Origin of the sequence: Pseudorhodoferax sp. (assembly GCF_047601025.1) — a bacterium.
In the GTDB taxonomy this organism is placed as follows: domain Bacteria; phylum Pseudomonadota; class Gammaproteobacteria; order Burkholderiales; family Burkholderiaceae_C; genus Pseudorhodoferax.
In genome coordinates this window covers 4053492-4079442 of sequence record NZ_JASGJZ010000001.1, presented here as the reverse complement: position 1 = coordinate 4079442, position 25951 = coordinate 4053492, and the positions used below count along the sequence as shown (strand labels likewise).

Annotated in this window: 23 protein-coding genes; 15 read left to right on the top strand and 8 right to left on the bottom strand. The window is 72.3% G+C overall.

The window, feature by feature from the left end; all coding sequences use genetic code 11:
- The first annotated feature begins 47 nt into the window (after positions 1 to 47).
- Positions 48 to 1544 carry a glycerol kinase GlpK gene (gene glpK / locus QM782_RS19020; protein WP_415204456.1) on the top strand — a complete coding sequence of 499 codons (1497 nt, stop codon included), beginning with the start codon at positions 48 to 50 and terminating at the stop codon, positions 1542 to 1544.
- Positions 1545 to 1624: 80 nt separating this feature from the next.
- On the opposite strand, the gene QM782_RS19015 is transcribed toward glpK, so the two are convergent.
- From QM782_RS19015 to QM782_RS19005, 3 genes are all read right to left on the bottom strand, one after another.
- Positions 1625 to 5200 carry a hypothetical protein gene (locus QM782_RS19015; protein WP_415204455.1) on the bottom strand — a complete coding sequence of 1192 codons (3576 nt, stop codon included), beginning with the start codon at positions 5198 to 5200 and terminating at the stop codon, positions 1625 to 1627.
- A gap of 316 nt (positions 5201 to 5516) precedes the next feature.
- Positions 5517 to 6266: a hypothetical protein gene (locus tag QM782_RS19010; protein WP_415204454.1), complete on the bottom strand. Its 750-nt coding sequence runs from the start codon at positions 6264 to 6266 to the stop codon at positions 5517 to 5519.
- Between the two features lie 179 nt (positions 6267 to 6445).
- Complete coding sequence (locus QM782_RS19005; RefSeq protein WP_415204453.1) at positions 6446 to 7369, bottom strand: DMT family transporter; 924 nt, start codon at positions 7367 to 7369, stop codon at positions 6446 to 6448.
- A gap of 104 nt (positions 7370 to 7473) precedes the next feature.
- On the opposite strand from QM782_RS19005, the gene QM782_RS19000 reads away from it, so the two are divergent.
- Positions 7474 to 8421 carry a LysR family transcriptional regulator gene (locus QM782_RS19000; RefSeq protein ID WP_415204452.1) on the top strand — a complete coding sequence of 316 codons (948 nt, stop codon included), beginning with the start codon at positions 7474 to 7476 and terminating at the stop codon, positions 8419 to 8421.
- Positions 8422 to 8496: 75 nt separating this feature from the next.
- Here the strand turns inward: QM782_RS19000 and QM782_RS18995 are convergent, their stop codons facing one another.
- Positions 8497 to 9696 carry an alpha-hydroxy acid oxidase gene (locus tag QM782_RS18995; protein ID WP_415204451.1) on the bottom strand — a complete coding sequence of 400 codons (1200 nt, stop codon included), beginning with the start codon at positions 9694 to 9696 and terminating at the stop codon, positions 8497 to 8499.
- 106 nt (positions 9697 to 9802) lie between these two features.
- Here QM782_RS18995 and QM782_RS18990 point away from each other — a divergent pair, with 106 nt between their 5' ends.
- Positions 9803 to 10693 (top strand): IclR family transcriptional regulator, encoded by an 891-nt coding sequence (locus QM782_RS18990; protein ID WP_415204450.1) that lies wholly within the window; start codon positions 9803 to 9805, stop codon positions 10691 to 10693.
- Here the strand turns inward: QM782_RS18990 and QM782_RS18985 are convergent.
- The gene (locus tag QM782_RS18985) at positions 10617 to 11546 is read right to left on the bottom strand and encodes a LysR substrate-binding domain-containing protein (protein WP_415204449.1); all 930 of its coding nucleotides are present in this window, start codon (positions 11544 to 11546) and stop codon (positions 10617 to 10619) included. The two genes, QM782_RS18990 and QM782_RS18985, sit on opposite strands and share 77 nt — an antisense overlap.
- 267 nt (positions 11547 to 11813) lie before the next feature.
- On the opposite strand from QM782_RS18985, the gene gcl reads away from it, so the two are divergent.
- From gcl to QM782_RS18950, 7 genes are all read left to right on the top strand, one after another.
- Positions 11814 to 13610 carry a glyoxylate carboligase gene (gene gcl / locus QM782_RS18980; protein WP_415204448.1) on the top strand — a complete coding sequence of 599 codons (1797 nt, stop codon included), beginning with the start codon at positions 11814 to 11816 and terminating at the stop codon, positions 13608 to 13610.
- A 98-nt stretch (positions 13611 to 13708) separates the two neighbouring features.
- Positions 13709 to 14485, top strand: a complete 777-nt coding sequence (gene hyi, locus QM782_RS18975) for a hydroxypyruvate isomerase (RefSeq protein WP_415204447.1) — start codon at positions 13709 to 13711, stop codon at positions 14483 to 14485.
- A 20-nt stretch (positions 14486 to 14505) separates the two neighbouring features.
- A complete protein-coding gene (locus tag QM782_RS18970) occupies positions 14506 to 15423 on the top strand; it encodes a 2-hydroxy-3-oxopropionate reductase (RefSeq protein WP_415204446.1) in 918 nt (305 codons plus the stop codon).
- 109 nt (positions 15424 to 15532) lie between these two features.
- A complete protein-coding gene (gene uraH / locus QM782_RS18965) occupies positions 15533 to 15892 on the top strand; it encodes a hydroxyisourate hydrolase (protein ID WP_415204445.1) in 360 nt (119 codons plus the stop codon).
- A gap of 239 nt (positions 15893 to 16131) precedes the next feature.
- Positions 16132 to 17610: a nucleobase:cation symporter-2 family protein gene (locus tag QM782_RS18960; protein ID WP_415204444.1), complete on the top strand. Its 1479-nt coding sequence runs from the start codon at positions 16132 to 16134 to the stop codon at positions 17608 to 17610.
- A gap of 122 nt (positions 17611 to 17732) precedes the next feature.
- Positions 17733 to 18242 (top strand): Fur family transcriptional regulator, encoded by a 510-nt coding sequence (locus QM782_RS18955; protein ID WP_415204443.1) that lies wholly within the window; start codon positions 17733 to 17735, stop codon positions 18240 to 18242.
- Positions 18243 to 18321: 79 nt separating this feature from the next.
- On the top strand, positions 18322 to 18900 hold the full coding sequence (locus tag QM782_RS18950) for a restriction endonuclease (protein WP_415204442.1): 579 nt from the start codon (positions 18322 to 18324) through the stop codon (positions 18898 to 18900).
- Positions 18901 to 18910: 10 nt separating this feature from the next.
- Here QM782_RS18950 and QM782_RS18945 read toward each other — a convergent pair whose 3' ends face one another.
- Positions 18911 to 19417 carry a cupin domain-containing protein gene (locus QM782_RS18945; RefSeq protein WP_415204441.1) on the bottom strand — a complete coding sequence of 169 codons (507 nt, stop codon included), beginning with the start codon at positions 19415 to 19417 and terminating at the stop codon, positions 18911 to 18913.
- A 14-nt stretch (positions 19418 to 19431) separates the two neighbouring features.
- Complete coding sequence (locus QM782_RS18940; RefSeq protein ID WP_415204440.1) at positions 19432 to 21282, bottom strand: diguanylate cyclase domain-containing protein; 1851 nt, start codon at positions 21280 to 21282, stop codon at positions 19432 to 19434.
- 178 nt (positions 21283 to 21460) lie between these two features.
- Between QM782_RS18940 and QM782_RS18935 the strand changes: the two genes are divergently transcribed.
- The 5 genes from QM782_RS18935 to QM782_RS18915 are packed head-to-tail and all read left to right on the top strand — an operon-like array spanning position 21461 to position 25253.
- Complete coding sequence (locus tag QM782_RS18935) at positions 21461 to 22252, top strand: transporter substrate-binding domain-containing protein (protein WP_415204439.1); 792 nt, start codon at positions 21461 to 21463, stop codon at positions 22250 to 22252.
- A gap of 15 nt (positions 22253 to 22267) precedes the next feature.
- Positions 22268 to 22930 carry an amino acid ABC transporter permease gene (locus tag QM782_RS18930; RefSeq protein ID WP_415204438.1) on the top strand — a complete coding sequence of 221 codons (663 nt, stop codon included), beginning with the start codon at positions 22268 to 22270 and terminating at the stop codon, positions 22928 to 22930.
- 7 nt (positions 22931 to 22937) lie between these two features.
- Positions 22938 to 23591, top strand: coding sequence for an amino acid ABC transporter permease (locus QM782_RS18925; RefSeq protein WP_415204437.1), 654 nt, complete (start codon positions 22938 to 22940; stop codon positions 23589 to 23591).
- On the top strand, positions 23575 to 24333 hold the full coding sequence (locus QM782_RS18920; protein ID WP_415204436.1) for an amino acid ABC transporter ATP-binding protein: 759 nt from the start codon (positions 23575 to 23577) through the stop codon (positions 24331 to 24333). Before QM782_RS18925 ends, QM782_RS18920 begins: the two co-directional genes overlap by 17 nt.
- Positions 24333 to 25253, top strand: coding sequence for a LysR family transcriptional regulator (locus QM782_RS18915; RefSeq protein WP_415204435.1), 921 nt, complete (start codon positions 24333 to 24335; stop codon positions 25251 to 25253). Before QM782_RS18920 ends, QM782_RS18915 begins: the two co-directional genes overlap by 1 nt.
- A gap of 21 nt (positions 25254 to 25274) precedes the next feature.
- Here QM782_RS18915 and QM782_RS18910 read toward each other — a convergent pair whose 3' ends face one another.
- Positions 25275 to 25943: a PEP-CTERM sorting domain-containing protein gene (locus QM782_RS18910; protein ID WP_415204434.1), complete on the bottom strand. Its 669-nt coding sequence runs from the start codon at positions 25941 to 25943 to the stop codon at positions 25275 to 25277.
- Positions 25944 to 25951 lie beyond the last annotated feature (8 nt).

Here is a 25951-nt window from a genome sequence, read left to right as displayed (position 1 = left end):
GTGCGCGGTGCGACGCCCATGCCCACGCCGATCACCCCCGCCCCGACATGACCTACCTGCTCGCCCTCGACCAAGGCACCTCCAGCTCGCGCAGCATCGTGTTCGACGAACACGGCCACATCGTGGCCCAGGCGCAGCAGGAGCTGCCGCAGATCTACCCGCGCCCCGGCTGGGTGGAACACGACCCGATGGAGATCTGGCGCACCCAGCTCGCCACCGCCCAGGATGCGCTGCGCCAGGCCGGCATCGCCGCGCAGGATGTACGCGCCCTCGGCATCACCAACCAGCGCGAAACGACGGTGCTCTGGAATCGCAAGACCGGGCAGCCCGTGCACCACGCCATCGTCTGGCAGGACCGGCGCGCGGAACCGGCCTGCGCGTTGCTGCGCGAGCAGGGTCACGCCGCGCTGATCCAGTCGAAGACCGGCCTGCTGATCGACGCCTACTTCTCCGGCACCAAGCTGCAATGGCTGCTGGACGAAGTGCCCGGCGCACGCGCGGCGGCCGAAGCCGGCGAGCTGGCCTTCGGCACCGTCGACAGCTGGCTCGTCTGGCAGCTCACCGCGGGCCGGCGCCACGTCACCGACGTCAGCAACGCCAGCCGCACCATGCTGTTCAACGTGCACCGCAACCAGTGGGATGAGGAGCTGCTCGCGCTGCTGCGCATCCCGCGCGCGCTGATGCCCGAAGTGATGCCGTCGAGCGGCGACTTCGGCCGCACCGTGCCCGGGCTGCTGGGCGGCGCCATCGCCATCGGCGGCGTGGCCGGCGACCAGCAGAGCGCGCTCTTCGGCCAGGCCTGTTTTTCCGCGGGCATGGCCAAGAACACCTACGGCACCGGCTGCTTCATGCTGATGCACACCGGCGGCAGCTTCCAGAGAAGCGAGAACGGCCTGCTCACCACCAGCGCCGCGCAGTGCGGCACCACCCCCGAATACGCGATGGAAGGCAGCGTCTTCGTCGGCGGCGCGGTGGTGCAGTGGCTGCGCGACGGGCTGCGCGCGATCTCGGCCAGCAGCGAGGTGCAGTCGCTGGCCGAGAGCGTGCCCGACTCCGGCGGCGTGATGATGGTGCCCGCCTTCACCGGCCTGGGCGCGCCCTACTGGAAGCCGGAGGCACGCGGCACCATCACCGGCCTGACGCGCGGCACCACGCTCGCGCACATCGCGCGCGCGGCGCTCGAATCGATCGCCTACCAGAGCGCCGCGCTGCTCGGCGCGATGAGCCGCGACGCCGTGGCCGCGGGTGGCGCGCCCGTCTCCGAGCTGCGCGTGGACGGCGGCGCCTGCGTCAACGACCTGCTGATGCAGTTCCAGGCCGATCTGCTCGGCATTCCGGTGGTGCGGCCGGCGGTGGTGGAGACGACGGCCCTGGGCGCGGCCTACCTCGCCGGGCTGGCCAGCGGCGTGTACGCCAGCAGCGCCGACCTGTCGCAGCTGTGGCGCGCCGAACGGCGCTTCGTGCCCACGCTGGAGCGCGCGCGCGCCGACGCATTGATGGCGCGCTGGGAGCATGCGGTGGCGCAGGCGACGCTGCCCGCCTGATCCGCGGTGCCGCCCGATGGCGGGCGGAATGCGCGAGCAGCGCGGCAGGCTCGCGGCCGCCGAGAGCCCGGCACCCAGGCTTATGGCGCCGACCCACGCAGCAGCAGCCGCCGCACCCGCCGGCTCTTGGCCGCCACGGTGACCACCGTCACGACATGGCGTTCGCGCCACGCGGTGCGCGCCAGATCGCAGATCGCGTTTTCGCGGCTGAAGAAGCGCCGCTGCGCACCGCTGTAGTTCTCGAGCGTAAAGCCCTCGAAGTCACCGAAATGGTCGAACAGCAGCCCGCTGACCTTGCCGGACCACAACGCTGGCTTGGCATCGCCCGCCGCCGCACCGCCGGTGTCCGACAGCCAGTCGTCGTCGCCAGGCTCGAAGTACGGGTCGGCCGGATCGTCCACGCCTTCGCCACCAGGCACCTGGTCTCCTGGCGTCTGGCCGCCATCGCCCCCCGGATCGGGGAGCGCTGGCAACACACCATCCGGGGTCGCCGGCACCGCAAACGGATCGCCGCCCAATGCGCGCACCTTGTCGGCCAGCATCTCGACGTAGCGCGAGAACGCGGCATGCCAGCGGCTCTTGCGGCCGAGCCTGGCCAGCCGCCATGTCATCACCGAGAGCAGGCGCAAGTGATGCGCCAGCATGTCAGCCTTGGTCGACACCGGAATGCCCAGCTGGAACGCCCCCACCGTCTCGCGCCACATGCGCGCTTCGCGCCGTGCGGCCTCCACGTCCTTGGGGTTCGGATGCGCGACGAGCAACGCGAAGTCGCCGGCCGCATCGAGCATCGACAGGTCGGTGACGAGCGAACGGTTCTCGCCCAGGTCGAATACGCCGCGGGGCAGCGCGGCCGCAGCGCCGTCCCGCACCACCGTTGGCGCCGCCACCTCGACTCCGGCCGCCTTGAGCAGCCGCGCTGCCTCGGCCAGCGAAACCTGGCGCACCTCGGCACCCGGCATCCGGACTTTGCGTCCCCGGTGGGTGATCTGCCGCACCGAGACGTCGAAGCGCTGGCCTTTCCTGATACCGAGCGGTAACTCGGCGGACAGCACGCCCGTCTGCCGGCGCAGGCTCCTCGGGATGGGAACGTAGCGCATGCCGCCCGCAGGCACCTCGATCGTGTGCGCATCGGTGGCGCGAAGCTCGTGGCGTGGATAGAAACGGTCCGCCAGCGCCACGACGTCGTGCGCGTTCCAGCCAGGAATGTGGATCGTGGCGTAGGTGCCGTCGGGCACGTTCGCAGACCAGTGCAGCAAAAGCTCGTCGGGCACCAGTTCGTCGGTGATCGGCAGCGGCGAGGCTTCGATCTCGAAGGTATGCATGGCCGCGCGCGAGGCGCTCAGGCCGGGGTTGGCGACTGCGCTCAGGGCGATGTTGCGCTGCGCGAGCTTGTCGGACGTGCCCGGATTGGCGCCGGAAGGAATCGGCGTGCCAGTGAACTCGATCTGTGCCACGAGGCACTGGTGCTCGCCCAGCAGCAGGTCGGGCAGCGGCACGGCGGCGCCTGCGCCGGGCGCCGGCGGCAGGTAGTTGCCACCGAGGTTGGTGTCGAGCAGCGCACCGAAGAACTTGTCGCTCTCCGACGTGCCGATGTCCTTGACGTTGAAGGCATCGGCTTGCGCGTCCGGCGTGGCCGCGCGTGCTTGCGCGAAGCACGGAAACGACACCCATTCGCCCGCGGCCTGGCCCGGCAGCGCGATCGGATCGGCGCCGGCCGTTCGCACGTAGCCGTCGATCGGTGCGCCCATCGCTTCCTGGTACGTCAATGCCGCCGTGGTCTGGGCGGTGAAGAGGCGGAAGAACACGCGCACGTCGTTGGCGGCAAGCAGCGTGCCGTTGCGCCGCACCCGCGCCACGGCGAAGTTGTAGACATTGCGCCCGCTGCCGGTCGTGGTGGGAAACGGGCTCAGCGCGGAAGCCGACTGGTCGCCGGCGAGCGACTCGAACTGGGAGACGCTGACCGACGACACCAGGTCCTGGATGAACTGCAGCGCCTGTGCCCGCGTCGCGCCGTCGGGCAGCGTCACGCCGTGCAGCGTCTCGCCGGCGACGACCGGGAACACCTTCAGGTCCGAGCTGAGCCAGGGCGTCGTGTTGCCGCCGGCGAGGTCGAGCATGAACGGGTTGGCCGATTTGACGAGCTGGATCCAGGCGCTGTCCGTCAGCGGCGACAGCGCGGCGCTCGTCGACAGGGTGGCGGCAACGGGCTGCACCTGCTGTTGTCCTGCGAAGCCGAAAGCATCGGCGACGAAGCGCACGCGGTAGGTGAAGGTGATGCGCTGCAACCGCGCCGGCAGCCCTGGGTCGTCGCTCGCGACGGCGGTGGGCGTGACCTCGATGGCGGAGTTGCCGCCGACGGAGACGACCGGCGCCCAGCTCGCGAGCTGGGCGGCCGACGGCGCCAGCGTCGTGATGCCGCCGCCGGGGAACTGGCCCGGCTTGAGCCCGTCGACGGTGACCAGGATCGCGGCGTCGAACTGCGGGCTCGCCGTCACCTCGTCCTGGCCGAAGGTGCTGCGCTCGAGGATCAGGCCGATCTGCGGGCGCGGCCGCGCGAGCCAATGCGTGATGTTGACGAAGACCGCCTTGATGTCGGCGAAGGTCGCCTCTGCGCCAGGATGCGCGAACCCGTGGCCCTTGGCGCCGTCCGGGCCGACACGCGTCTGTGGCGGGCCGGGCACGATGTCGGAGTCGCCGGTGAGGTTGATGTCCACGTAGTGGTGGAAGGTCGCGCCGGTCACGATGCGGCCGACGCCCGCGCGTCGCCCGTCGTAGGCGCTGAGCGTGTTGACGGTCTTGGCCGACGCGAGGGTCGTGTCGGTGGTGCCCCCGGATGCGGCCGCGCGGATCGCATGTTCCAGCACCTGGCCGGTCGCGATGACCTCGGGCTTGGGGTGGTCGCCCGCGACGCTCGGGAACTCGACGAAGCTTTCGCCGTTGAAGGTCAGGGTCTGGCCGTAGTCGTAACCCGCGACCTCGCCCAGCGTCTGGCCCTCGTGCATGTGGTCGGGGTAGATCACGATGTCGCGTCCGTCGCGGCGCAGGATCGGATGCGCCGGCGAGGTCGCCGGGGCGATCGGCTGCGGAACCGAATCCGACTGGTTCTCGAACCAGGCGAAGGGCGCGGGAAACTCGCTGTAGTCGCCAGCCGGATTGGTCCGCGTGGTGTCGGCGCGGGTGGCGCTCAACGGTGCGAAGTTGCGCGGGAAACCCGCCGGCATCGGCGAATGCGCATCACCCTCCCCGTACCAGCAGCGTGCCGCGCGGACCCGCGGAATGCGGCCGCACATGTCCGCGCCGATGCCATCGTGGTCGCCCGTGGCGAAGACCCCGCCCCCCGCATCCATGAAGCGCGTGATCGCGGCGATCTCCGCTTCGTGCAAATCGAACGTGCCGCTGGCCCCGCCGACATTGCGGCCATGGTTGCCGATGAGCCAGATCACGTCGTATGCGAGCAGGTCGACGCCGGCACCGGCAAAGTCGAACGACTGCAGCACGCCCGCTGTCGCGTCGTTCTGTCGATGCGCGCGCGTCACCTGGAATCCGGCATCGGTCAACGCCCCGACGAGCGCGGTGTAGGTGAAGTCTTGTGTTCCCGAAGGGTCCACATCGAAGCGGTAATCGCCGTCCAGAACGATCAGGACCTTGGTAGCCATCACAACCTCCAGCATTCCGTGGGTGACCGCCAGCCGCGGCGGTGACGAGCGTCCCGCAGCCGGCAGCGGCGGCCGCGCGTGAGAACGACACGCAGATTCGGCCACGCTGGGTCGCAAACCGCATCCCCTGTATTGGGGATGTACGGACCGGCCGTGCCTTCCGTTCCCGGCCGCCAACCTCGGATTCCACCGGCACCGCCCGGCAGTAGCCCGTCGCGGTGGCGGCTTGGGTGCCCGCCATCGTGGGCCCGGCTGCGGGGGAAACCTTCGGGGACGCGAAGCCGCCGCCCTTCCGCGGTCGGCGGCGGACCCGGCCTCAGCGCACGAGAGGCATGCGGGCGCGGCCGCGCCGCAGCGCCGCGAGCAGCAGCAGGGCCAGCCCGGCCAGCGGCAGCGCTGCGGGCTCGGGCACCGCCAGCAGCGTGCCGTCGAGGGTGACGGCGCGGTCGCGCGCCACCGTCTGCGCGCCGGTCGGCTGGCCGTTGGCGCCCAGCTGCTGCTGGTACGAGCTGTCGTTGCCGCCGGTGGCCGCGCTCCAGGCGAAGCCCGGCAGCAGCGCCGGCGAATGGGCCATCACCGACACCCAGTAGGTGTCGCCGCCGGCCAGCGCCAGCGGTGCCGCCAGGTCGACCTCGTAGCGGTAGTGGTCGACGTCGTAGACGTTGCCGCCCTGGCTGAAGCTGCCCGCGCCCAGCAAGGTCGGGTTGGCGCCGGCGGGGCTGAAGGTCTGCAGCAGCAGCAAGGCGCCGGGCACGCCGCCGGCATCGGCGTAGAAGGCGACATCCCAGGCGGAGACGTCGGGCGCCGGCGCCGGGGCCGGCTGCGGGTTGTTCAGGTCGAGCCAGAAGCCGCTCCAGCCGACGCGCTCGACGCTGGCCGATGTGGCCGGCGTGAAGTCGTCGAACACGCGCCAGCCGCCGCCGGCCGCGCCGAGGTCGGAAAAACGCGGGCTGGCGCCGATGGGCGTGGGCGCATAGATCGGCGCCGCCTCGGCCTGCCCCGGCGGTGCCAGCAGGGCCAGCGCGGCCAGGCCGGCGGAAACGGCAGTGGCGAAGGGCTTGGGCATGGCGGTCTCCGGTGCGCCGTGGCGGCGTGTGGCGGGCATGCTACGCCGTGGCCGCGGCGCTGCCAAGCCTCGAAGCGAGGGGGTGGGCGCGCCGCACTTGCGAGGTGGTGACAAGCAAGCAGCGCCCGCCTGAACCGCCGTCCTTGATGAGCCCACGGGCCCGCGGATGCGGCCTGCGTCTACCGCCGGCAAGAGGCGGCGACGGCCAGCGCGGAGAGCCCGAAGCCCGCCAGCGCCAGCGGCTCCAGCCGCTCGCCCAGCACCAGGAACCCCAGCAGCGCCGACACGCCCGGGACCAGGAAGAACAGGCTCGCCACCCGGCCCGCCTGGCCGCGGCGGATCATGACGAACATCAGGCTGAAGGCGCCGATGGAGTTGGCCAGGCCCAGCCACAGCCAGGCGCCGACCAGCGCCGGCGTCCAGTCGACGGCGAAATGCTCGCCCGGCCCGGCCGCCAGCGCGACGGCCAGCGCCGACACGGCCATCTGCAGGCCGGCGCCGCTGCGCAGGTCCATGTGGGCGCAGAAGCGCTTCTGGTACAGCGTGCCGGCGACCAGCCCGAGCAGGCCCAGGCCCGCCGCGGCGTAGGCCGGCCAGGCGCCGCCCAGCGGCTGGTCCGCCACCACCAGCGCCACGCCCGCCAGCCCGCCCAGCAGGCCGAGGCCCTGGCGCAGGCCCAGCCGCTCGGCCAGCCACAGGTGGGCGCCCAGCGCCGTGGCCAGCGGCATCAGGCCGATCAGCAGCCCGGCCACGCCGGCGCTCAGGCCCCAGCGCAGCGCGCAGTAGATGCACGAGAAATGCAGCACCTGCATCAGCAAACCGACGACGGCCAGGTGGCCCCAGTCGGCGCGCCGCCGCGGCCAGGGCGCGCCGGTGGCCAGCGCCGCGGCCAGCAGCACCGCGGCGGCGAGGCCGAAGCGCAGCGTCAGCAGCGTCAGCGGCCCGGTGTGCGGCAGCGCCAGCTTGCCGGCCACGTAGCCGCTGCTCCACAGCAGGATGAAGACCAGCGGCAGGCCGGAAGCGGCCGCCGCGGCCAGCAGCCGGCCGGGCAGGCCGGACTGCAGGGGCCGGGCCGGCAGGCAGGACGATGGCGGGGTGGACATGGCGACTCCTTGGAACAACGGCAGGCCGCCACTCTAGGAATCGGTGAACACGGACACAATCCACCTGGAATTCGATTCAGAGTTTCCAAACGGAGAACGACACCATGGGCCGCCTCGAAGACCTGCAAGCCTTCGCGCGCGTCGTCGACGCGCGCGGCTTCTCCGGCGCTGCGCGGCTGCTGGGCACGACCAAGTCGGCCGTCAGCAAGCAGGTCGTGCGGCTGGAAAACCAGTTCGGCACACGGCTGCTGCACCGCACGACGCGCAGCGTCAGCCCCACGGCCGAAGGCCGCGCCGTCTACGAGCGCGCGCTGCGGCTGCTGGACGATGCCCTCGCGCTGGAGACCGAGCTCGCCGGCCGCCGCGACACGCCGCGCGGCGTGCTGCGGATGTCGGTGTCCACGGCCTTCGGCAACCTGCAGTTCACCGCGCTGATGGCCGAGTTCTGCGCCCGCCATCCGCAGCTCGACGTCGTGCTGGGCCTGAACGACCGCTACGTGGACCTGGCCGAGGAAGGCTTCGACGTGGTGCTGCGGCTGACGCACAAGCCCTCCGACGGACTGGTCGCGCGCCGGCTCGCGGCCATCCGCTTCGTGCTGTGCGCGGCGCCGGCCTACCTGGAAATCCATGGCGAGCCGCAGTCGGTGGCCGAGGTCGCCGGCCACCGCTGCCTGCGTTTCGGCTACCTGCAGGCACCCGACCGCTGGCGCTTCCGCCATGCCGGGCTGGGCGAGGCCGAGGTCGAGACACGCGGCGCGCTGCGCTTCGAGAGCGGGCTGACGGCCAACAGCAGCGAGTCGCTGCGCGTCGCGGCGCTGGCCGGCATGGGCCTGGCCGTGCTGCCGACCTACGCCATCGGCGACGACCTGCGCGCCGGCCGGCTGCGCGCGCTGCTGCCGGGCTGGCAGCCGGTCGGCGGCCTGGCCAACGCGGATACGCTGTACGCCGTCTACCTGCCCAGCCGCCACCCGGCGCCCAAGGTGCGCGCGCTGATCGACTTCATGCTGGAGAAGATGGGCGAAGTGCCACCGTGGGACCGCGAGGGGCCGTGACGGCCGGGCCGCCGCTGCCTTGGAAGGCTGCCGGCGGCGAACCGGGCGTGCTCCACGCGCGCGCCGGGTCCTCGGCTAGCCCCACTGCCCAGCACCACGCTCCATCGCGCGCTCCGCGCGCGCCGGGCCCTCCCAGAGCACGTGCGGGCCGATGTCGGCCACGGTCCTGACGCCGCAGAACGCCATGGTGCTGAGCATTTCCTGCCGGAGGATCTGCAGTACGCGGTGCACGCCCGGTTCGCCGCCGGCGGCCAGCCCGTAGAGCCAGGCGCGGCCGGCCAGCACGCCGCGCGCGCCCAGGGCGCAGGCGCGCACGATGTCCTGCCCGCAGCGCACGCCGCCATCGACCAGTACCTCGGCCCGGCCGCCCACCGCGTCGACGATGGACGGCAGCACCTCGGCCGCCGCGGGGGCGCCGTCGAGCTGGCGTCCGCCCTGGTTGCTCACGCTCAGCGCATCGGCGCCCGCCTCGATGGCCAGCAGCGCATCCTCGGCATCCAGCACGCCCTTGACGATCAGCGGGCCGCCCCACACCGCCTTCAGGCGTTCCACCTGCTTCCAGTCGATGTCCAGCACGAACTGGTCGGCGTGCCACCGGGCGAACGACGCCAGGTCGGTGACGCCCTTGGCATGGCCGATCACGTTCCCGAAGCCGCGATGGGCCGTGCGCAGCATGCCGAGGCACCACCGGGGAGCGGACAGCAGGTCCACCGCCTGCCGCAGCGACCGGCGCGGGGGCAGCGCCAGGCCGTTGCGGGCATCGCAGTAGCGGCGGCCCGCCACGTGGTAGTCCATGGTCAGGATCAGCGCCTCGCAGCCGGCATCCCGGGCGCGCCCCACCAGGGCGTGCAGGTAGGCCTGGTCCTTCAGCAGCGACACCTGCATCCACAGTGGGCCATCGCTGTGCCGGCGCACCTCCTCCAGCGGGCAGACGCTGCCGATGGACAGGCTGTAGGGCACGCCGAAGCGGTGCGCCGCCCGGGCGCCGAGGATCTCCGCGTCGGGCCACACGAAGCCGGCCAGCCCGGTCGGCGCGATGGCCAGCGGCAGCGCGGCCTGGCGGCCCAGCAGCGTGGTCGAGGCATCGGCCTGCGCGATGTTCCTGCCGATGCGCTGGCGGAACTTCAGCCGCGCGAAGGCGGATTCGTTGGCGGCGTAGGTCGCGCCGCTCCAGGAACCCGAGTCCACGAAGTCGTAGAACATCTTCGGCACGCGCCGGCGCGCGCGCTGGCGCGCATCTTCCACGCACTGGATGCTGTCGAGGTCTGCACTCATGGGTTTCTCCGGAGGGATGCGTCGTTTCAAGGCTGCCCCGGACTCTAGGGAAGGCAGGCCGGCCGCAGTAGCATCCCGTTCACCTGGTGAACAAATTTCCGACCCCATGCACCCGACCGGCACCAAGGTGAAATCCATCGATGCGCTGGCGCGCGGACTGGCGGTGCTGCGCCAGCTGCAGTACGAAAAAAGCATGAGCCTGCCCGGCCTGATGGCCAGCACCGGCCTGGCGCGCGCGACGCTGCTGCGCATCCTGAAGACGCTGGCGCAGGCCGGGCACGTCGACCGCAACCCGATGAACGGCCGCTACTTCGCCGTCACCGGCGCCTCGGGCGAGCCGGCGCTCTCGGCGCCGCGCAAGCGGCTGTCCGAGATCACCGCGCCGATGCGCAGGGCGCTCGAACGCAAGATACCGTGGCCGACCAACCTGGCCGTGCTGGACCGCTTCGAGATGGTCATCGTCGACGGCGACAGCAGCTGCAGCCTGACGCCGAACTACCACGCGCTGGGATTCCGGCCCCCGCTGCTGTTCACCGCCGTGGGCAAGGCCTTGCTGGCCTGGAGCAGCAGCGACGCGTCGCGCGCCTGGATCGACGCGGCCCTGCAGCATCGCCGCGTCGGCGGCGACTTCGACCGGGCCGCCCTGCTGCGGGAGCTGCAGCGCATCCGCAGGCAGGGCTATGCGGTCTACGACTCCACGCGCGCCTCGCCGAGCACGCCGGCGCGCTACGGGGCGCTGGCCGTCCCGGTCTTCGCGCAAGCGCGCTGCGTGGCCAGCCTGGCGATGGTGTGGATCCCGGAGGTCATGGCGCTCGACGACGTGCTGGCGCGCTATCTCGCGCCGGTGCAGCAGGCCGCCGAAGCCATGTCCCGCGTGCTCACGGCGCAGGGATTCACCCTGGCCCAGGCGGAGCCCGCGCTCACGGACCACCGTCCTGCGTGGACACCTCGCGCAGCCACCACTCCCCCTGCAGCTGCTGCTGCAGCCAGCCGATGAAGGCGGTGACCTTGGCCGGCACCAGCCGCGGCGAGGGGAACACCGCGTGCACCTCCTGCGCCGGCAGCGCGTGGTCCGGCAGCAGCTGCACGAGGGCGCCGTCCCGCACCGAATCGCGCGCCACGTACCAGGGCAGCACCGCCAGCCCCATGCCGGCGCGGCAGGCCGCCAGCACGGCCGACAGGTTGTTCGAGCGCAGCGGGCCCTGCACCGGCACCGCGCAGGCGCCGCCGCCGGGCGCCACGAAGTCCCAGCGCGCATCGCCCTGCACGCTGCTGTAGACTAGGCAGGCGTGGCGCGCCAGGTCCTGCGGCGCCGCCGGTGTGCCGTGCGCCCGCAGGTAGGCCGGCGCGCCGGCCAGCATCCAGGGGTTGCGGCCCAGGTAGCGCGCGCCCAGCGATGAATCCGCCAGCCGGCCCATGCGCACGGCCAGGTCCGCGCCCTGCTCCACCAGGTTCACGTAGCGGTCGTCGCACAGCAGCTCGATCTGCAGCCGCGGGTGCGCGCGCATGTAGCGCAGCACCAGCGGCACCAGCACGCGCCGGCCGAAGGCCACCGAGGTGTTGACGCGCAGCAGGCCGCTGCCGCCGGCCTGCACCAGCGCGGCCACGTTGTCGGCCTCGTCGGCCTCGCGTACCACGTTCTTGCAGCGCTCGTAGTACAGCAGCCCGGCCTCGGTCGGCGTCACGCCGCGCGTGCTGCGGTGCAGCAACCGCACGCCCAGGCGGCGCTCGGCCTCGGCCACGGCCTTGGTGGCGGTCGGCTGCGTGGTGCCGAGCTCGGCGGCGGCCTTGCTGAAGCTGCCGGTCTCCACGACGCGCACGAAGACCTGCATGGTCATGAGCCGGTCCATGTCAGCGCCGCCCGGCCGCCCGAAAGCACTGGCGAACCCTTCCGGGGGGCCGATGCGCCCCTCCGAGGGGCTGACGCACCCCTCCAGGATGCTGACGAACCGCTCCGGGGGACAGCGAGACGCGAAGTGACGGGCGTGGGGGCTGCATGTTCCGCAGTGTAGGCACGTATTCCGGCGTGGAATATCTCTTATCCGCCGGCGGGCGTTCCCGCGGCGCGCCCCGCTCTCCATCATCGATGCCAGTCCACAGCAACCAGGAGACCCGCGATGGCAAGAATGAAGGCGGCGATGGCCGCCGCGCTCGTGATGGAGAAGGAAGGCATCACCCAGGCCTTCGGCGTGCCCGGGGCCGCGATCAACCCGCTGTACGCGGCGCTGCGCGAGCGCCAGACCATCGCCCACGTGCTGGCGCGCCACGTCGAGGGCGCCTCGCACATGGCCGAGGGCTACACCCGCGCCAGGGCCGGCAACATCGGCGTGTGCATCGGCACCTCGGGCCCGGCCGGCACCGACATGGTCACCGGCCTGTACTCGGCCAGCGCCGACAGCATCCCGATCCTGTGCATCACCGGCCAGGCGCCGCGCGCGCGGCTGCACAAGGAGGACTTCCAGGCCGTGGACATCGCGTCCATCGTGAAGCCCGTGACCAAGTGGGCCACCACGGTGCTGGAGCCGGCCCAGGTGCCGCGCGCGTTCCAGCAGGCCTTCCACCTGATGCGCTCGGGCCGCCCCGGGCCGGTGCTGATCGACCTGCCGTTTGACGTGATGATGGCCGAGATCGAGTTCGACATCGACACCTACGCGCCGCTGCCGGTCTACAAGCCGGCCGCCACGCGCGCCCAGATCGACAAGGCGCTGGACCTGCTGGCGAGCGCCGAGCGCCCGCTGATCGTGGCCGGCGGCGGCATCGTCAACGCCGATGCGTCGGACCTGCTGGTCGAGTTCGCCGAGCTGACCGGCATCCCGGTGATCCCGACGCTGATGGGCTGGGGCACGATCCCCGACGACCACCCGCTGATGGCCGGCATGTGCGGCCTGCAGACCAGCCACCGCTACGGCAACGCCACCCTGCTGGCCAGCGACTTCGTGCTGGGCATCGGCAACCGCTGGGCCAACCGCCACACCGGCAGCCCCGAGGTCTACTGCAAGGGCCGCCGCTTCATCCACGTGGACATCGAGCCGACGCAGATCGGCCGCGTGTTCGCGCCGGACTACGGCATCGTCTCCGACGCCAAGGCCGCGCTGCAGCTGTTCGTCGAGGCCGCGCGCGAGCGCCGCGCCGCCGGCCAGCTGCCGGACCGCAGCGCCTGGGCCGCCGCCTGCCAGGGCCGCAAGCGCGACCTCGCCTACCTGCGCAAGACCCACTACGACAGCGTGCCGATGAAGCCGCAGCGCGTGTACCAGTGCATGAACAACGCCTTCGGCCAGGACGCGACCTACGTCTCCACGATCGGCCTGTCGCAGATCGCGGCGGCGCAGTTCCTGCACGTCTACGGCCCGCGCCGCTGGATCAACTGCGGCCAGGCCGGCCCGCTGGGCTGGACGGTGCCGGCCGCGCTCGGCGTGCGCGCGGCCGACCCGACGCGCAAGATCGTCGCGCTGTCGGGCGACTACGACTTCCAGTTCATGCTGGAGGAGCTGGCCGTGGGCGCGCAGTTCAAGCTGCCCTACCTGCACATCGTCGTCAACAACAGCTACCTCGGCCTGATCCGCCAGAGCCAGCGCGGCTTCGGCATGGACTACTGCGTGCAGCTGGGCTTCGACAACATCAACACGCCCGCCGGCGACGCCGCGCGCGGCTACGGCGTGGACCATGTGAAGGTGGTCGAGGGCCTGGGCTGCAAGGCCATCCGCGTGCAGCGCGCCGAGGAGATCGCGCCGGCCATCCGCCAGGCCGAGGCCTGGATGCAGGAATACCGCGTGCCGGTCGTCGTCGAGGTGCTGCTGGAGCAGGTCACCAACATCGCCATGGGCACCGAGATCGACAACGTCGTCGAGTTCGAGGACCTGGCCGCCAGCGCGGCCGACGCCCCCACCGCCATCGCCGCGGCCCTGCTCGACTGATCCCCCACCCCGCCCGGAGCACCGCCCCCTGGCCGGGGCGGCGCCGCCGCACGCCCGTGGCGCGTGCGGCGCACCCCGGCGCACCGCAAGGAGACACCATGCCCAAGTTCGCCGCCAACCTCACGATGCTGTTCAACGAGGTGCCTTTCCTGGACCGCTTCGCGCTGGCCGCCCGTACCGGCTTCGAGGCCGTCGAGTTCATGTTTCCCTACGAGCATCCGGCCGCCGACATCCGCAGCCGGATGCAGGAGCACGGCCTGCGGCTCGTGCTGCACAACCTGCCGGCCGGCGACTGGAACGCCGGCGAGCGCGGCATCGCCTGCATCCCGGGCCGCGAACGCGAGTTCCGCGCCGGCGTGGACCGGGCCATCGCATACGCCCACGCGCTGGACGTGCCGCAGCTCAACTGCCTGGTCGGCAAGACGCCGCAGGACGCCGACCCCGCCGCCGTGCACCGCACGCTGGTGGACAACCTGCGCCATGCCGCCGGCGCGCTGCAGGCCGCGGGCCTGAAGCTGCTGGTCGAACCGGTCAACACCTTCGACATCCCGGGCTTCCACCTCTCGCGCAGCGCGCAGACGCTGGCCGTGCTCGACGAGGTCGGCGCCGCGAACGCGTTCCTGCAGTACGACATCTACCACATGCAGCGCATGGAGGGCGAGCTGGCCGCGACGCTGGAGCGGCACCTGCCGCGCATCGCCCACGTGCAGCTCGCCGACAACCCGGGCCGGCACGAGCCGGGCAGCGGCGAGATCCACTACCCCTTCCTGTTCGCCCACCTGGACCGCATCGGCTACGGCGGCTGGATCGGCTGCGAATACAAGCCGGCCGGCCGGACCGAGGACGGCCTCGGCTGGATGGGCGCCCACCGCTAAACCACGAGGACTGCCACGCCATGACCACCACCACTCCCCAGAAGATCGGCTTCATCGGCCTGGGCATCATGGGCGCGCCCATGGCCGGCCACCTGCTCGCCGCCGGCCACCAGCTGTACGTGCACACGCGCAGCAAGGTGCCCGCGGCCATCGCCGAATCCGGCGCCACGCAATGCACCACGGCGCGCGGCGTGGCCGAGCGCGCCGACGTCGTCATCACCATGCTGCCGGACACGCCGGACGTCGAGGCCGTGCTGTTCGGCGAAGACGGCGTGGCCGCGGGCCTGCAGCACGGCGGCCGCGGCAAGCTGGTGATCGACATGTCCTCCATCTCGCCGGTGGAGACGCGCGCGTTCGCGCAGCGCATCGAGGCCCTGGGCGCGGACTACCTGGACGCGCCGGTCTCCGGCGGCGACGTGGGCGCGCGCAACGCCACGCTGTCCATCATGTGCGGCGGACGGCCCGAAGCGTTCGAGCGCGCCCGGCCCGTCCTGGCCGCCATGGGCCGCAACATCACGCGCGTGGGCGCCAGCGGCGACGGCCAGACCTGCAAGGTCGCCAACCAGGTCATCGTGGCGCTGACCATCCAGGCCGTGGCCGAGGGCCTGCTGTTCGCCGCGCGCGCCGGCGCCGACCCCGCCGCGGTGCGCCAGGCGCTGCTCGGCGGCCTGGCCAGCTCGCGCATCCTGGAAGTGCTGGGCGAGCGCATGGTCGCGCGCAACTTCGCGCCGGGCTTCCGCATCGCGCTGCACCAGAAGGACCTGAACCTGGCGCTGTCGGCCGCGCGCCGGCTGGGCCTGGCGCTGCCCGCCACGGCGGGCGCGCAGCAGCTGTTCTCCGCCTGCGTGGCGCAGGGCGGCGCCGGCTGGGATCATTCGGCCCTGGTCCGCGCGCTGGAGCGCCTGTCGAGCTTCGAGATCGGCCAGCCCGCGGACTGACACGGGCATGGCGCTTGCGTCGCCGTCCGCGTCCGCGGCCGGCACGCGGACGGCGCCAACGCGTATACGATTCAGGCCCGACATTGCAACCGACCGAAAGGATTTCTCCATGGGACACCTCAGCACGCACGTTCTCGACACCGCCCACGGCTGCCCGGCCGCAGGCATGCGCGTGCACCTGCAGCGCGTGCAGGCCGACGGCACCGCCGACACCGTCAAGACCCTCACGCTGAACGCCGACGGCCGCAACGACGGCGGCCCGCTGCTGGACGCGGCTAGCATGGCCGCGGGCCGCTGGCGCCTGGTGTTCGAGGTCGCGCCCTACTTCCGCGCCCGCGGCGTCGAACTGCCCGACCCGCCGTTCATCGACCAGGTGCAGCTGGATTTCGGCATCGCCGACGCGGCCGGCCACTACCACGTGCCGCTGCTCGTGAGCCCCTTCAGCTACAGCACCTACCGCGGCTCCTGAGTTCCACGACGTATGCGATTTGAGGGTTTATCCGGAGACTGAATCGTTCTATTGTGTATACGATTCAGCCCATACCCAGGTCGCCGCGGGTCCCCTGACAAGCCGGGGTCTTGCGACCCCAGCTCCCTACAGAACCCGCTGTGGTGGGGGGAAGAAACGGCCTGTGCCGGCCGTGCGGCTGCCCCCGGCCGACGTCACCGGCAGCGCATGTTCCAGACCCAGCGCCAGGAGAGAACCCGATGACCACGCCCGCTGTCCACCCGGTGGACGAACGCCTTCCCGCCGGCCGCCTGACCGCGCTGGGCCTGCAGCACGTGCTCGTGATCTATGCCGGCGCCGTGGCCGTGCCGCTGATCGTCGGCCGCGCACTGCAGCTCACGCCGCACCAGGTGGCCATGCTGATCAGCGCCGACCTGTTCTGCTGCGGCATCGTCACGCTGATCCAGTCCTTCGGCATGACGCGCTGGTTCGGCATCAAGCTGCCGGTCATGATGGGCGTGACCTTCGCCGCCGTCGGCCCGATGGTGGCCTTCGCCAACGCGATGCCGGGCGTCGAGGGGGCGCGCGCCATCTTCGGCGCCATCATCGGCTCGGGCATCGTGGCGATGCTGATCGCGCCGGCGATCAGCAAGATGCTGCGCTTCTTCCCGCCGGTGGTCACCGGCACCATCATCGCCATCATCGGCATCAGCCTGATGCGCGTGGGCGTGGGCTGGGCGCTGGGCGGCCCGGCCTCGATGGCGCAGAGCGTCAACGGGCCCGCGCTGGTGCGCATGGTGGACGCGGCCCGCGCCGCGGCCGAGGCGCGCGGCACCGACGTGGGCAAGCTGATCGGCCCGATCCCGATGGTGGACAACCCGGCCTACGGCGCGCTGGACACGCTGGCCATCTCGGCCGCGGTGCTGGTGTTCATCCTGCTGCTGGTGCGCTTCGGCCGCGGCTTCGTGGCCAACATCTCGGTGCTGCTGGGCATCGTGGCCGGTTGCGTCGTGGCGGTGGCCCTGGGCAAGATGGACTTCCACAAGGTCGCCCAGGCCGACTGGTTCGCCTTCGTCACGCCGCTGGCGTTCGGCATGCCGACCTTCGACATCGTGATGATCCTGACCATGTCGCTGGTCATGGTGGTGGTCATGATCGAATCGACCGGCATGTTCCTGGCCTTGTCGGAGATCACCGGCAAGCCGATCGGCCAGGCCGAGCTGGCCGCGGGCCTGCGCACCGACGGCCTGGGCACGGTGATCGGCGGCTTCTTCAACACCTTCCCGTACACCAGCTTCAGCCAGAACGTCGGCCTGGTCGGCGTGACCGGCGTGCGCAGCCGCTGGGTCTGCGTGGCCGCCGGCCTGATCATGGTGGTGCTGGGCCTGCTGCCCAAGATGGGCGCCCTGGTCGAGAGCGTGCCCTCCTTCGTGCTCGGCGGCGCCGGGCTGGTGATGTTCGGCATGGTCGCGGCCACCGGCATCCGCATCCTGACCGCCGTGGACTTCAAGGGCAACCGCAACAACCTGTACATCGTGGCGCTGTCGATCGGCTTCGGCATGCTGCCGCTGGTGGCGCCGCGCTGGATGCAGCAGATGATGCACGAGCTGCACCCGCTGCTGGAGTCCGGCATCTTGCTGACCGCCATCTCCGCCGTGCTGCTGAACCTGTACTTCAACGGGCTGGGCGGCGACGCGCGCGACGCCATCGAGGCCGCCAAGGCCGCCGAGGCGCACTGACACCGCGCCGGTGGCCGCCAAGGCGCGATCCGGCCGACAAGCGCCTGCGCGGCCATGGCGCTGCGCGGGCCGGCCCCGGGCGGCGGTCCCGCGCCCGGAGGGCGCGGCCTAGAATCCACGGCATGCCCCGCAAGACCGCTCCCCGCGCGCCCGTGCAGACCGCCAAGCGGCCCACGCCGGCGCGCCACCGGCAAGCGCTGGCCGAGGCCCGCGCCCGCTGCGCGGCCCGCGGCGCGCAGCTGACCGAGCAGCGCGCCCTGGTGCTGGAGCTGCTGCTCGCGCGCAACGGTGCGGCCAAGGCCTACGAGTTGCTGGCCGACATGCGCGAGCAGAACCCCGGCGTCGCGCCGATGACGGTCTACCGCGCGCTGGACTTCCTGGTCGAGCAGGGCCTGGTGCACAAGGTCACGGCCACCAGCAGCTTCGTGGTCTGCACGCACGGCCCGCACCCGCACAACGACCCGCTGTTCCTGGTCTGCGGCCGCTGCGGCGACACCACCGAATGGGACAACCCCACGCTCGGCGACCAGATCGAGCAGGCCCTGGCCGGCCTGGGCATGCATGCCCACGGCGTGGAGATCAGCGTGGACTGCGCACGCTGCCGCGCGCAGCAGCGCCCCTCCTCCCGCTGAGCGGCGCGGCCGCGGGCCGTGGCCCGCGGTCATGCTACAAACCGGCCCTTTCGCACCGCACGCCCTGGACGACCGCCGCATGAAGCTGAAGATGGCCGAGAACTCGCTGTTCGCGATCCTGCTGCGCTCGCACTGGTGGATCAGCTTCGCGATCGGGCTCGGCGTCGTGGCCGTCAGCCTGGCGCTGCTGCCGCGCCAGTACGCGCCGTTCGGTGCCGTCGGCGCGCTGCCGTTCGCGGTGATCGGCGCGATCGCGCTGAAGCGGCAGTGGGGCGCGCCCAGCGCCGGCCAGGTGCAGGCCCGGCTCGACCGCGCGGCCGCCATGGGCTGGAACGAATTCGCCGCGCTGCTGGAATCGGCCTGGCGCAGCGCCGGCTACGAGGTGGCGCGCGCTGGCGGCGGCGGCGCCGACTTCGTGCTGCGCAAGGACGGCCGCACCACCCTCGTCGGCGCCAAGCGCTGGAAGGCCGCGCGCCACGGCCTGGAGCCGCTGCGCGAACTGGACGCCGCGCGGCGCGCGCAAGAGGCCGATGCCGCCGTGTTCCTGGCGCTGGGCGAGCTCAGCGAGAACGCCGCCGCGTTCGCGCGCCAGGCACCGGTCCGCGTGCTGCAGGGCACCGAGCTGGCCGTGCTGCTGCGCGGCGGCAGCCGCCGCTGAGCCGCGGCGGTCAGACCCCGCCCTGCGGATGCGTGGGGTCGATCCACAGCACCGTCTCGGGCCGTTCCGCCGGCGCGATGTCCAGGTTGATCGCCACGGCCTCGCCGTCGCTGCGGCACAGCACGCATTCCAGCACCTCGGTCGGGCTGGCGTTGATCTCCTGGTGCGGCACGTAGGGCGGCACGTAGATGAAGTCGCCCGGGCCGGCCTCGGCCGTGAACTCCAACTGCTCGCCCCAGCGCATGCGGGCGCGGCCGCGCACCACGTAGATCACGCTCTCCAGGTGGCCGTGGTGGTGCGCGCCGGTCTTGGCGTTGGCGTGGATGGTCACGGTGCCGGCCCACAGCCGGCTGGCGCCCACGCGCGCGAAGTTGATCGCGGCCTTGCGGTCCATGCCGGGCGTCTGCGCGGTGTTGGCGTCCAGCCGGTCGCCAGGGATCACGCGCACGCCGTCGTGCTTCCAGCGCGGCGCGTGCACATCGTCGCCATCGGCGGCGTGGTGGTGGTCGTGGGCCATGGCGTTCTCCCGGTTCACTCGAAGGCGAAGGACTTCAGCGCGCGGCGCTGGCACTTGACGCGGTACATCGCGGCGTCCGCATCCACCAGCACCTGCTCGGGGCTGTCGTGGCTGCCGATCAGCAGCCGGATGCCGATGCTGGCCGAGCAATGCTGCGGCATGCCGCCCAGGTGCACGACGCGCTCGATCGCGTCGAGCAGCTTGTCGGCCACGGTGTTGACGTGGTCGGCCGCGGTCGTCTCGTGGCTGCCGAGGTCTTCCAGCAGCACCACGAACTCGTCGCCGCCGAAGCGGGCCACGGTGTCGTGCTGGCGCACGGCGGCCTGCAGCCGGTGCGCGATCTCCACCAGCAGCTGGTCGCCGGCCGCGCGGCCCAGGCTCTCGTTGATCTGCCGGAAGCCGTCCAGGTCGATGAACAGCACGCCGTAGTAGCTGCGCTGGCGGCTGCTGGACAGCTGGGCCTGGCGCAGCCGGTCCAGCAGCAGCCGGCGGTTGGGCAGCAGCGTCAGCGGATCGTCGAAGGTGGTGGACCGCGACTCGGCCTCCAGCGCGTGGCGCCGGCCGAGGTCGCGGGCGATGCCGGTGACGCCGACGACGCGCCCCCGGGCGTCGAGCACCGGCGACATCGCCAGCGACAGGTTGACCGGCACGCCGTCCTTGCGCCGCCGCACGGTCTCGAAGGCCTGCACGCGCTCGCCGCGCAGCACGCGCGCGATCAGCGCGGCGTCCTCGTCGCAGCGCTCGGGCGGGGCCAGCACGGCCGCCGGCCGGCCCAGGATCTCGGCCGCGCCGTAGCCGAACATGCGCTCGGCACCGTGGTTCCACGCGCTGATGCTGCCCCGCAGCGTCATGCCGACGATGCCGTCCGAGGCGTTGTCGGCGATGGTGCCGAGGCTGTTGCGCAGCGCCTGCAGCTGCCGGCGGACGGCACGGCGCCGCGCCAGCCAGACCCATGGCGCCAGCGCCGCCACCAGGCCGGCCAGCACCAGCGCGCCGCCCGCCCAGGCGGAGCCGGCCTCGTCGGCAGACTGCGCCACGACCAGGTAGAACGGATGCGTGCGCAGCCGGCGGTAGACGGCGACGCGGTCGTGCCCCTCGGCGTCGGCGGGCGGCTCGTACGTCCCCTCCAGCGGCGCCGCGGCCAGCGCCTGGCGCCATGCCGCGGACGCCTCCGGCGCGGCGGCGCCCTGCGCCTCGTCCCAGGCCGGGTAGTGGTAGAGCGGCTGCAGGTCGTCGGTGCGCAGCGCCGCCGCGCCATGCGGGCCGAGGTCGATGCCCCAGAACAGGCGGTCGAACTGCGCCGCGCCGACGGCGGCGAACACCACGCCGAGCAACTGGCCGGCGGCATCGCGCGCCGCGCGCGCGAAGACCACCTGGGCCGGCCCGTCGGGCGCGGCGCGCACCGGACCGGACACCACCAGCCCGGCGCGCGGATCGGCGACGGCGCGGCGGAAGAACGCCTGCTCGGCGATCCGCTCGTCCATCCCCGCGGGCAGCGGCTGCGACGGGTTGGCGCGCAGGCGCACCCTGCCGGCCGCGTCGGCGATCGCCACGGTCCCGACGCCAGCAGGCGGCGGGGCCGGCAGCACCGCGCCGCCCGCCCCGGCGGCCTGGCGCGCCGCCAGCAGCTGCAGGTACAGGTCGATGGCGTCGAAGCTGTCCGACAGCTGCGCCTCGGCCAGCCGCGCCAGATTCTGCGTGGCGGCGACGGCGCGCTCCTGGCGGTGCTGGTGGCTCGCGGCGATGGCCAGAGCCGCCAGGGCCAGCGTCAGGACCAGCAGGCCGGCCAGCAGCGGCCCGAGCGCTCCGGCCAGCCCGGCAGGCAGCGGGGAAACGCGGCGGGAGGAAGCGGGATCGGCAGGCATGCGTCGGCCGATTCTAGGGAAGCACGGCGGCCGGCGACGCACGCATGGCCGGCCCGTCGGAACGGCCGCGGCACAGGTCTTGCATACAGGCTCCCCGCATGCCGCGGTCCGCCGCGCATGCACCAGTCGCGGGCACCGAATCCGACGACCTCCCTGTTCCACTCCTGCCGCAGCCCCCATGCATCCCTTCGCCCGCCGCACCCTTCTCGCCGCTGCCATCGCCGGCCTCGCCGCCGGCACCGCCGCCCACGCCCAGCACGCGCTGGACAACGTCCTGAAGACCCGCAAGATCACGATCGCGATCCCCACGGACTTCCCGCCCTACGGCTTCGTCGGCACCGACCTCAAGCCCCAGGGCCTGGACATCGACATGGCCACCTACATCGCCGACAAGCTCGGCGTGGCCGTGGAGCTGACGCCGGTGACCAGCGCCAACCGCGTGCCCTACCTGCAGAGCGGCAAGGCCGACCTGGTGATCTCCACGCTGGGCCGGAACCCCGAGCGCGAGAAGGTCATCGACTTCACGGTCGCCTACTCGCCGTTCTTCCAGGCCGTGTTCGCGCCCAAGAGCATGGCGGTCAAGAGCTTCGCCGACCTGGCCGGCAAGACCGTCGGCGTGACCCGCGGCGCGATCGAGGACCAGGAGCTGAGCAAGCTCGCGCCGGCCGGCACGGAAATCCGGCGCTTCGAGGACAACAACGCCACCGTCTCCTCGTTCGTCGCCGGCCAGGTGCAGGCGATCGCCACCGGCGCCTCGGTGGCCGGCAACATGATGGCCAAGAACCCGCAGCTGAACGCCGAGTACAAGCTGCTGCTGAAGGATTCGCCGAACTTCATCGGCGTCGCCAAGGGCGAGGACGCGCTGCGCCAGAAGGTCGACGCGATCCTGGTCGCGGCCAAGAAGTCCGGCGACCTGGACAAGCTGGCCCAGAAGTGGCTCGGCCGCCCGGCCGGCGACCTGCCGCAGTAGCCCCGCGCCACCGCCATGCGGGTGCAACTGGATTTCGGCGCGGTGCTCGCCGAATGGCCGCTGCTGGCCGTTGGCGTGGGCTGGACGGTGGCGCTGTCGGCGCTGGCCGCGGTGCTCGGCGTGGCCGCCGGCATCGCCCTGGCCTGGGTGCGCTCGCACGGGCCGGCCTGGGCGCGCTGGACGGCGGGCTGCTACGTGGAGCTGATCCGCAACACGCCGTTCATCGTGCAGCTGTTCTTCATCTACTTCGGCCTGCCGGCCGCGGGCGTGAAGCTCAGCCCCGAGCTGGCCTCGGTCATCGCCATGGTGGTCAACCTGTCGGCCTACGCCACCGAGATCGTCCGCGCCGGCCTGCAGGCCACGCCGCGCGGGCAGCTGGAGGCCGCGGCCAGCCTGGCGCTGTCGCGCCTGCAGACCTTCACGCGCGTGGTGCTGCCGCCGGCGCTCAAGAAGGTCTGGCCGGCCCTGGTGAGCCAGATCATCATCGTCATGCTGGGCTCGGCCGTGTGCGGGCAGATCTCCACGCCCGAGCTGAGCTACGCCGCCAACCTGATCCAGAGCCGCAACTTCCGCGCGTTCGAGGCCTTCATCGTCGCCACGGCCCTGTACCTGCTGCTGTCGGTGCTGCTGCGCCGGCTGCTGAACTGGATCGGCCCGCGGTTCATCTACGGAAGGTAGGCGCCCCATGGTCGATTTCTCCCTGTGGGACATCCTGCGCAACCTGCTGCTGGCGCTGCGCTGGACGGTCGCGCTGTCGCTGATCGCCTTCGTCGGCGGCGGCCTCGTGGGGCTGGCGCTGCTGCTCGCGCGGCTGGCCGCCCGGCGCGGCGTGGCGCCGCTGGTGGCCGGCTACGTGCAGCTGTTCCAGGGCACGCCGCTGCTGATGCAGCTGTTCCTGGCCTACTTCGGCATCGCCCTGTTCGGCATCCAGACCTCGGCCTGGGTGGCGGCCTGCCTGGCGCTGACGCTCTACACCAGCGCCTTCCTGACGGAGATCTGGCACGGCTGCGTGGCCGCCATCCCCAAGGGCCAGTGGGAGGCCGCGGACAGCCTGGCGCTGTCCTTCGGCGAGAAGCTGCGCCACGTGGTGCTGCCGCAGGCCGTGCGGATCGCCGTGCCGCCCACCGTGGGCTTCCTGGTGCAGGTGGTCAAGGGCACGGCGCTGGCCTCGGTCATCGGCTTCATCGAGCTGACCAAGGCCGCCACCATGATCACCAACGCCACCTTCAAGCCCTTCACGGTCTACAGCTGCGTGGCCCTGCTGTACTTCGCGCTGTGCCTGCCGATCAGCCTGTACGCCAAGAATCTGGAAAGGAAACTGCATGCCGCCCGTGCCTGACGCCAAGGCGCCCATCGTCCACATCCGGGGGCTGCGCAAGTCCTACGGCGCCAACGAGGTGCTCAAGGGCATCGACCTGGCCGTGCAGCCCGGCGAGGTCATCGCCATCATCGGCAAGAGCGGCTCGGGCAAGAGCACGCTGCTGCGCTGCATCAACGGGCTGGAGAGCTTCCAGGACGGCAGCCTGACGGTGGACGGCCAGCCGCTGCGCCACGAGGACCCGCAGGCCATGCGCGCGCTGCGCCAGCGCGTGGGCATGATCTTCCAGGGCTTCAACCTGTTCCCGCACCTGACGGTGGGCCGCAACGTGATGCTGGCGCCCAGCCTGGTCAAGAAGAAGGAGCCCAAGGCCGGCGCCGAGCAGGCCCGGCGGCTGCTGGCGCGCGTGGGCCTGGCCGAGAAGTTCGACGCCTGGCCCGACCAGCTCTCCGGCGGCCAGCAGCAGCGCGTGGCTATCGCCCGCGCGCTGGCCATGGAGCCGGCCGTGCTGCTGTGCGACGAGATCACCAGCGCGCTGGACCCCGAGCTGGTCGGCGAGGTGCTGCGCGTGGTCGAGGGGCTGGCCGACGAGGGCATGACGCTGCTGATGGTCACCCACGAGATGGGCTTCGCGCGCAAGGTCAGCGACCGCCTGATCTTCATGCACCAGGGCCGCGTGCACGAGATGGGGCCGCCGCAGCAGCTCTTCGCCAGCCCGGCCACGCCGGAGCTGCGCCAGTTCCTGGCGTCGATCCACGACTGATGCCCGATGGCCTGCATGCGCTGAACCTGCACGACCTGCGGCTGCTGGCCCTGCTGCTGGCCGAGCGCAGCGTCACCCGCGCCGCCGAGGCCAGCGGCCAGGCCCAGCCGGCCGTGAGCCGCAAGCTGCAGCGCCTGCGCGAGCTGCTCGGCGATCCGCTGCTGGTGCGCAGCGGCGCGCGCATGGTGCCGACCGAGCGCGGCGAACTGCTGCGCGAGCCGCTGCGCGAGATCATGGCCCAGGTGGCGCGGCTGGAGGCCGGCGGCCGCTTCGACCCGGCCCGGGCCGAGCGCACCTTCCGTATCGTCTGCTCGGACTGCCTGCCGCCGGACTTCCTGCCCCGCGTGGTGGCGCGGCTGGTGGGTGCCGGCCCGCGCATCGCGGCCCACGTGCGGCCGGCCGACGCCAACTTCGACCTGGCCCAGGCGCTGGACGACGGCAGCGTGGACCTGGTCATCAACAACGACCAGCGCCCGCGCGAGGACCTGCGCATGGCCGCGCTGTTCACCGACGAGGTGGTCTGCCTGATGCGGCGCGGCCATCCGCTGGCGCAGGAGCGACGCATCCCGCTGGCGCGCTACCTGCGCATGCGCCACCTGGCGCCGCACACCGGCGCGCAGCCGCGCACCGGGCCGATCGACGGCGAGCTGGCCAAGACCGGCTACCAGCGCCAGATCTTCGCCACCGTGCCCGAGTTCAACATGGCGCCGCATGCGCTGCTGGCCAGCGACCTGGTGTTCACGACGGCCCGGCGCTTCGCCGCGCACTACGCGGCGCAGCTGCCGCTGGTCATGGCGCCGGCGCCGCTGGAGATCCCGCCGATGCGCTTCTACCAGCTGTGGCACGAGCGCGCCCACGCCAGCGCGGCCAGCCGCTGGCTGCGCGAGCAGGTCGCCGCGCTGGCGGAACTGCTGCAGTAGGCCGGGCGGGGCCGCGGCGGCTCAGGGCGCGCGGCGCCGCAGCCACCCCAGCATGCCCAGGCCCAGCGCCAGCAGCGAGGCCATCCCCGGCTCGGGCACCGCGCCCGCGTCCGGCGCCTGCAGCACGAAGGCCAGGTTGTCGGCATAGCCGTCGTTGTCGCTGGAGTCCAGGCGCTCCATCGACAACCAGAAGGCCAGCTGGCTGGTGCCGACCGGCATCCATCCGCCGGTTTCGCGGTACAGCAGCCCGGTCTGGTTGCCACGGTCGCCGGACATCACCGGGCCGATGGCGGCGCCCCCGACCTCGTTGCCGGACGGGTCGAGGAACTGCACGTAGAACAGCGCGTTGTCGCGCTGGCTGGTCCAGCCGCCGAGCCAGCCGCTCAGCGCGAAGGCGATGGACTCGGTCGTCGCCGTGCCGAGATCCAGCACCTGGTAGCCGACGGCGTACTGGCCCAGGCCCGCGAACATCCGGGCGCCGCGGTCGTCCGGCCCGGGCTGGGTCGGCAGCACCCAGTTGTTGCCGTAGTCCACGGACTGGAGCATGTCGTAGCTGGAGTAGCCCGTCCAGCCGGCGACGCCGGCTTCGGCATCGCCGTTGACGACCAGGTTGCTGCCGTAGACGACCGCCGCCTGGCTGCCACAGGCCAGGGCGAGCACGGCCGTGGCGGCGAGGTGTCGGAGACTCATGGTGGGTG

Excerpts from the sequence above, each read along its gene's own strand:
- QM782_RS18935 (WP_415204439.1), top strand. The coding sequence starts at position 21,461 with ATGCATCCCTTCGCCCGCCGCACCCTTCTCGCCGCTGCCATCGCCGGC.
- QM782_RS18950 (WP_415204442.1), top strand. The coding sequence starts at position 18,322 with ATGAAGCTGAAGATGGCCGAGAACTCGCTGTTCGCGATCCTGCTGCGC.
- QM782_RS18915 (WP_415204435.1), top strand. The coding sequence starts at position 24,333 with ATGCCCGATGGCCTGCATGCGCTGAACCTGCACGACCTGCGGCTGCTG.
- QM782_RS19000 (WP_415204452.1), top strand. The coding sequence starts at position 7,474 with ATGGGCCGCCTCGAAGACCTGCAAGCCTTCGCGCGCGTCGTCGACGCG.
- QM782_RS18960 (WP_415204444.1), top strand. The coding sequence starts at position 16,132 with ATGACCACGCCCGCTGTCCACCCGGTGGACGAACGCCTTCCCGCCGGC.
- QM782_RS18910 (WP_415204434.1), bottom strand. The coding sequence starts at position 25,943 with ATGAGTCTCCGACACCTCGCCGCCACGGCCGTGCTCGCCCTGGCCTGT.
- QM782_RS18970 (WP_415204446.1), top strand. The coding sequence starts at position 14,506 with ATGACCACCACCACTCCCCAGAAGATCGGCTTCATCGGCCTGGGCATC.
- QM782_RS18925 (WP_415204437.1), top strand. The coding sequence starts at position 22,938 with ATGGTCGATTTCTCCCTGTGGGACATCCTGCGCAACCTGCTGCTGGCG.
- QM782_RS18920 (WP_415204436.1), top strand. The coding sequence starts at position 23,575 with ATGCCGCCCGTGCCTGACGCCAAGGCGCCCATCGTCCACATCCGGGGG.
- QM782_RS18945 (WP_415204441.1), bottom strand. The coding sequence starts at position 19,417 with ATGGCCCACGACCACCACCACGCCGCCGATGGCGACGATGTGCACGCG.
- gcl (WP_415204448.1), top strand. The coding sequence starts at position 11,814 with ATGGCAAGAATGAAGGCGGCGATGGCCGCCGCGCTCGTGATGGAGAAG.
- QM782_RS19005 (WP_415204453.1), bottom strand. The coding sequence starts at position 7,369 with ATGTCCACCCCGCCATCGTCCTGCCTGCCGGCCCGGCCCCTGCAGTCC.
- uraH (WP_415204445.1), top strand. The coding sequence starts at position 15,533 with ATGGGACACCTCAGCACGCACGTTCTCGACACCGCCCACGGCTGCCCG.
- QM782_RS18990 (WP_415204450.1), top strand. The coding sequence starts at position 9,803 with ATGCACCCGACCGGCACCAAGGTGAAATCCATCGATGCGCTGGCGCGC.
- QM782_RS19010 (WP_415204454.1), bottom strand. The coding sequence starts at position 6,266 with ATGCCCAAGCCCTTCGCCACTGCCGTTTCCGCCGGCCTGGCCGCGCTG.
- QM782_RS18955 (WP_415204443.1), top strand. The coding sequence starts at position 17,733 with ATGCCCCGCAAGACCGCTCCCCGCGCGCCCGTGCAGACCGCCAAGCGG.
- hyi (WP_415204447.1), top strand. The coding sequence starts at position 13,709 with ATGCCCAAGTTCGCCGCCAACCTCACGATGCTGTTCAACGAGGTGCCT.
- QM782_RS18995 (WP_415204451.1), bottom strand. The coding sequence starts at position 9,696 with ATGAGTGCAGACCTCGACAGCATCCAGTGCGTGGAAGATGCGCGCCAG.
- QM782_RS19015 (WP_415204455.1), bottom strand. The coding sequence starts at position 5,200 with ATGGCTACCAAGGTCCTGATCGTTCTGGACGGCGATTACCGCTTCGAT.
- QM782_RS18930 (WP_415204438.1), top strand. The coding sequence starts at position 22,268 with ATGCGGGTGCAACTGGATTTCGGCGCGGTGCTCGCCGAATGGCCGCTG.
- QM782_RS18940 (WP_415204440.1), bottom strand. The coding sequence starts at position 21,282 with ATGCCTGCCGATCCCGCTTCCTCCCGCCGCGTTTCCCCGCTGCCTGCC.
- glpK (WP_415204456.1), top strand. The coding sequence starts at position 48 with ATGACCTACCTGCTCGCCCTCGACCAAGGCACCTCCAGCTCGCGCAGC.
- QM782_RS18985 (WP_415204449.1), bottom strand. The coding sequence starts at position 11,546 with ATGGACCGGCTCATGACCATGCAGGTCTTCGTGCGCGTCGTGGAGACC.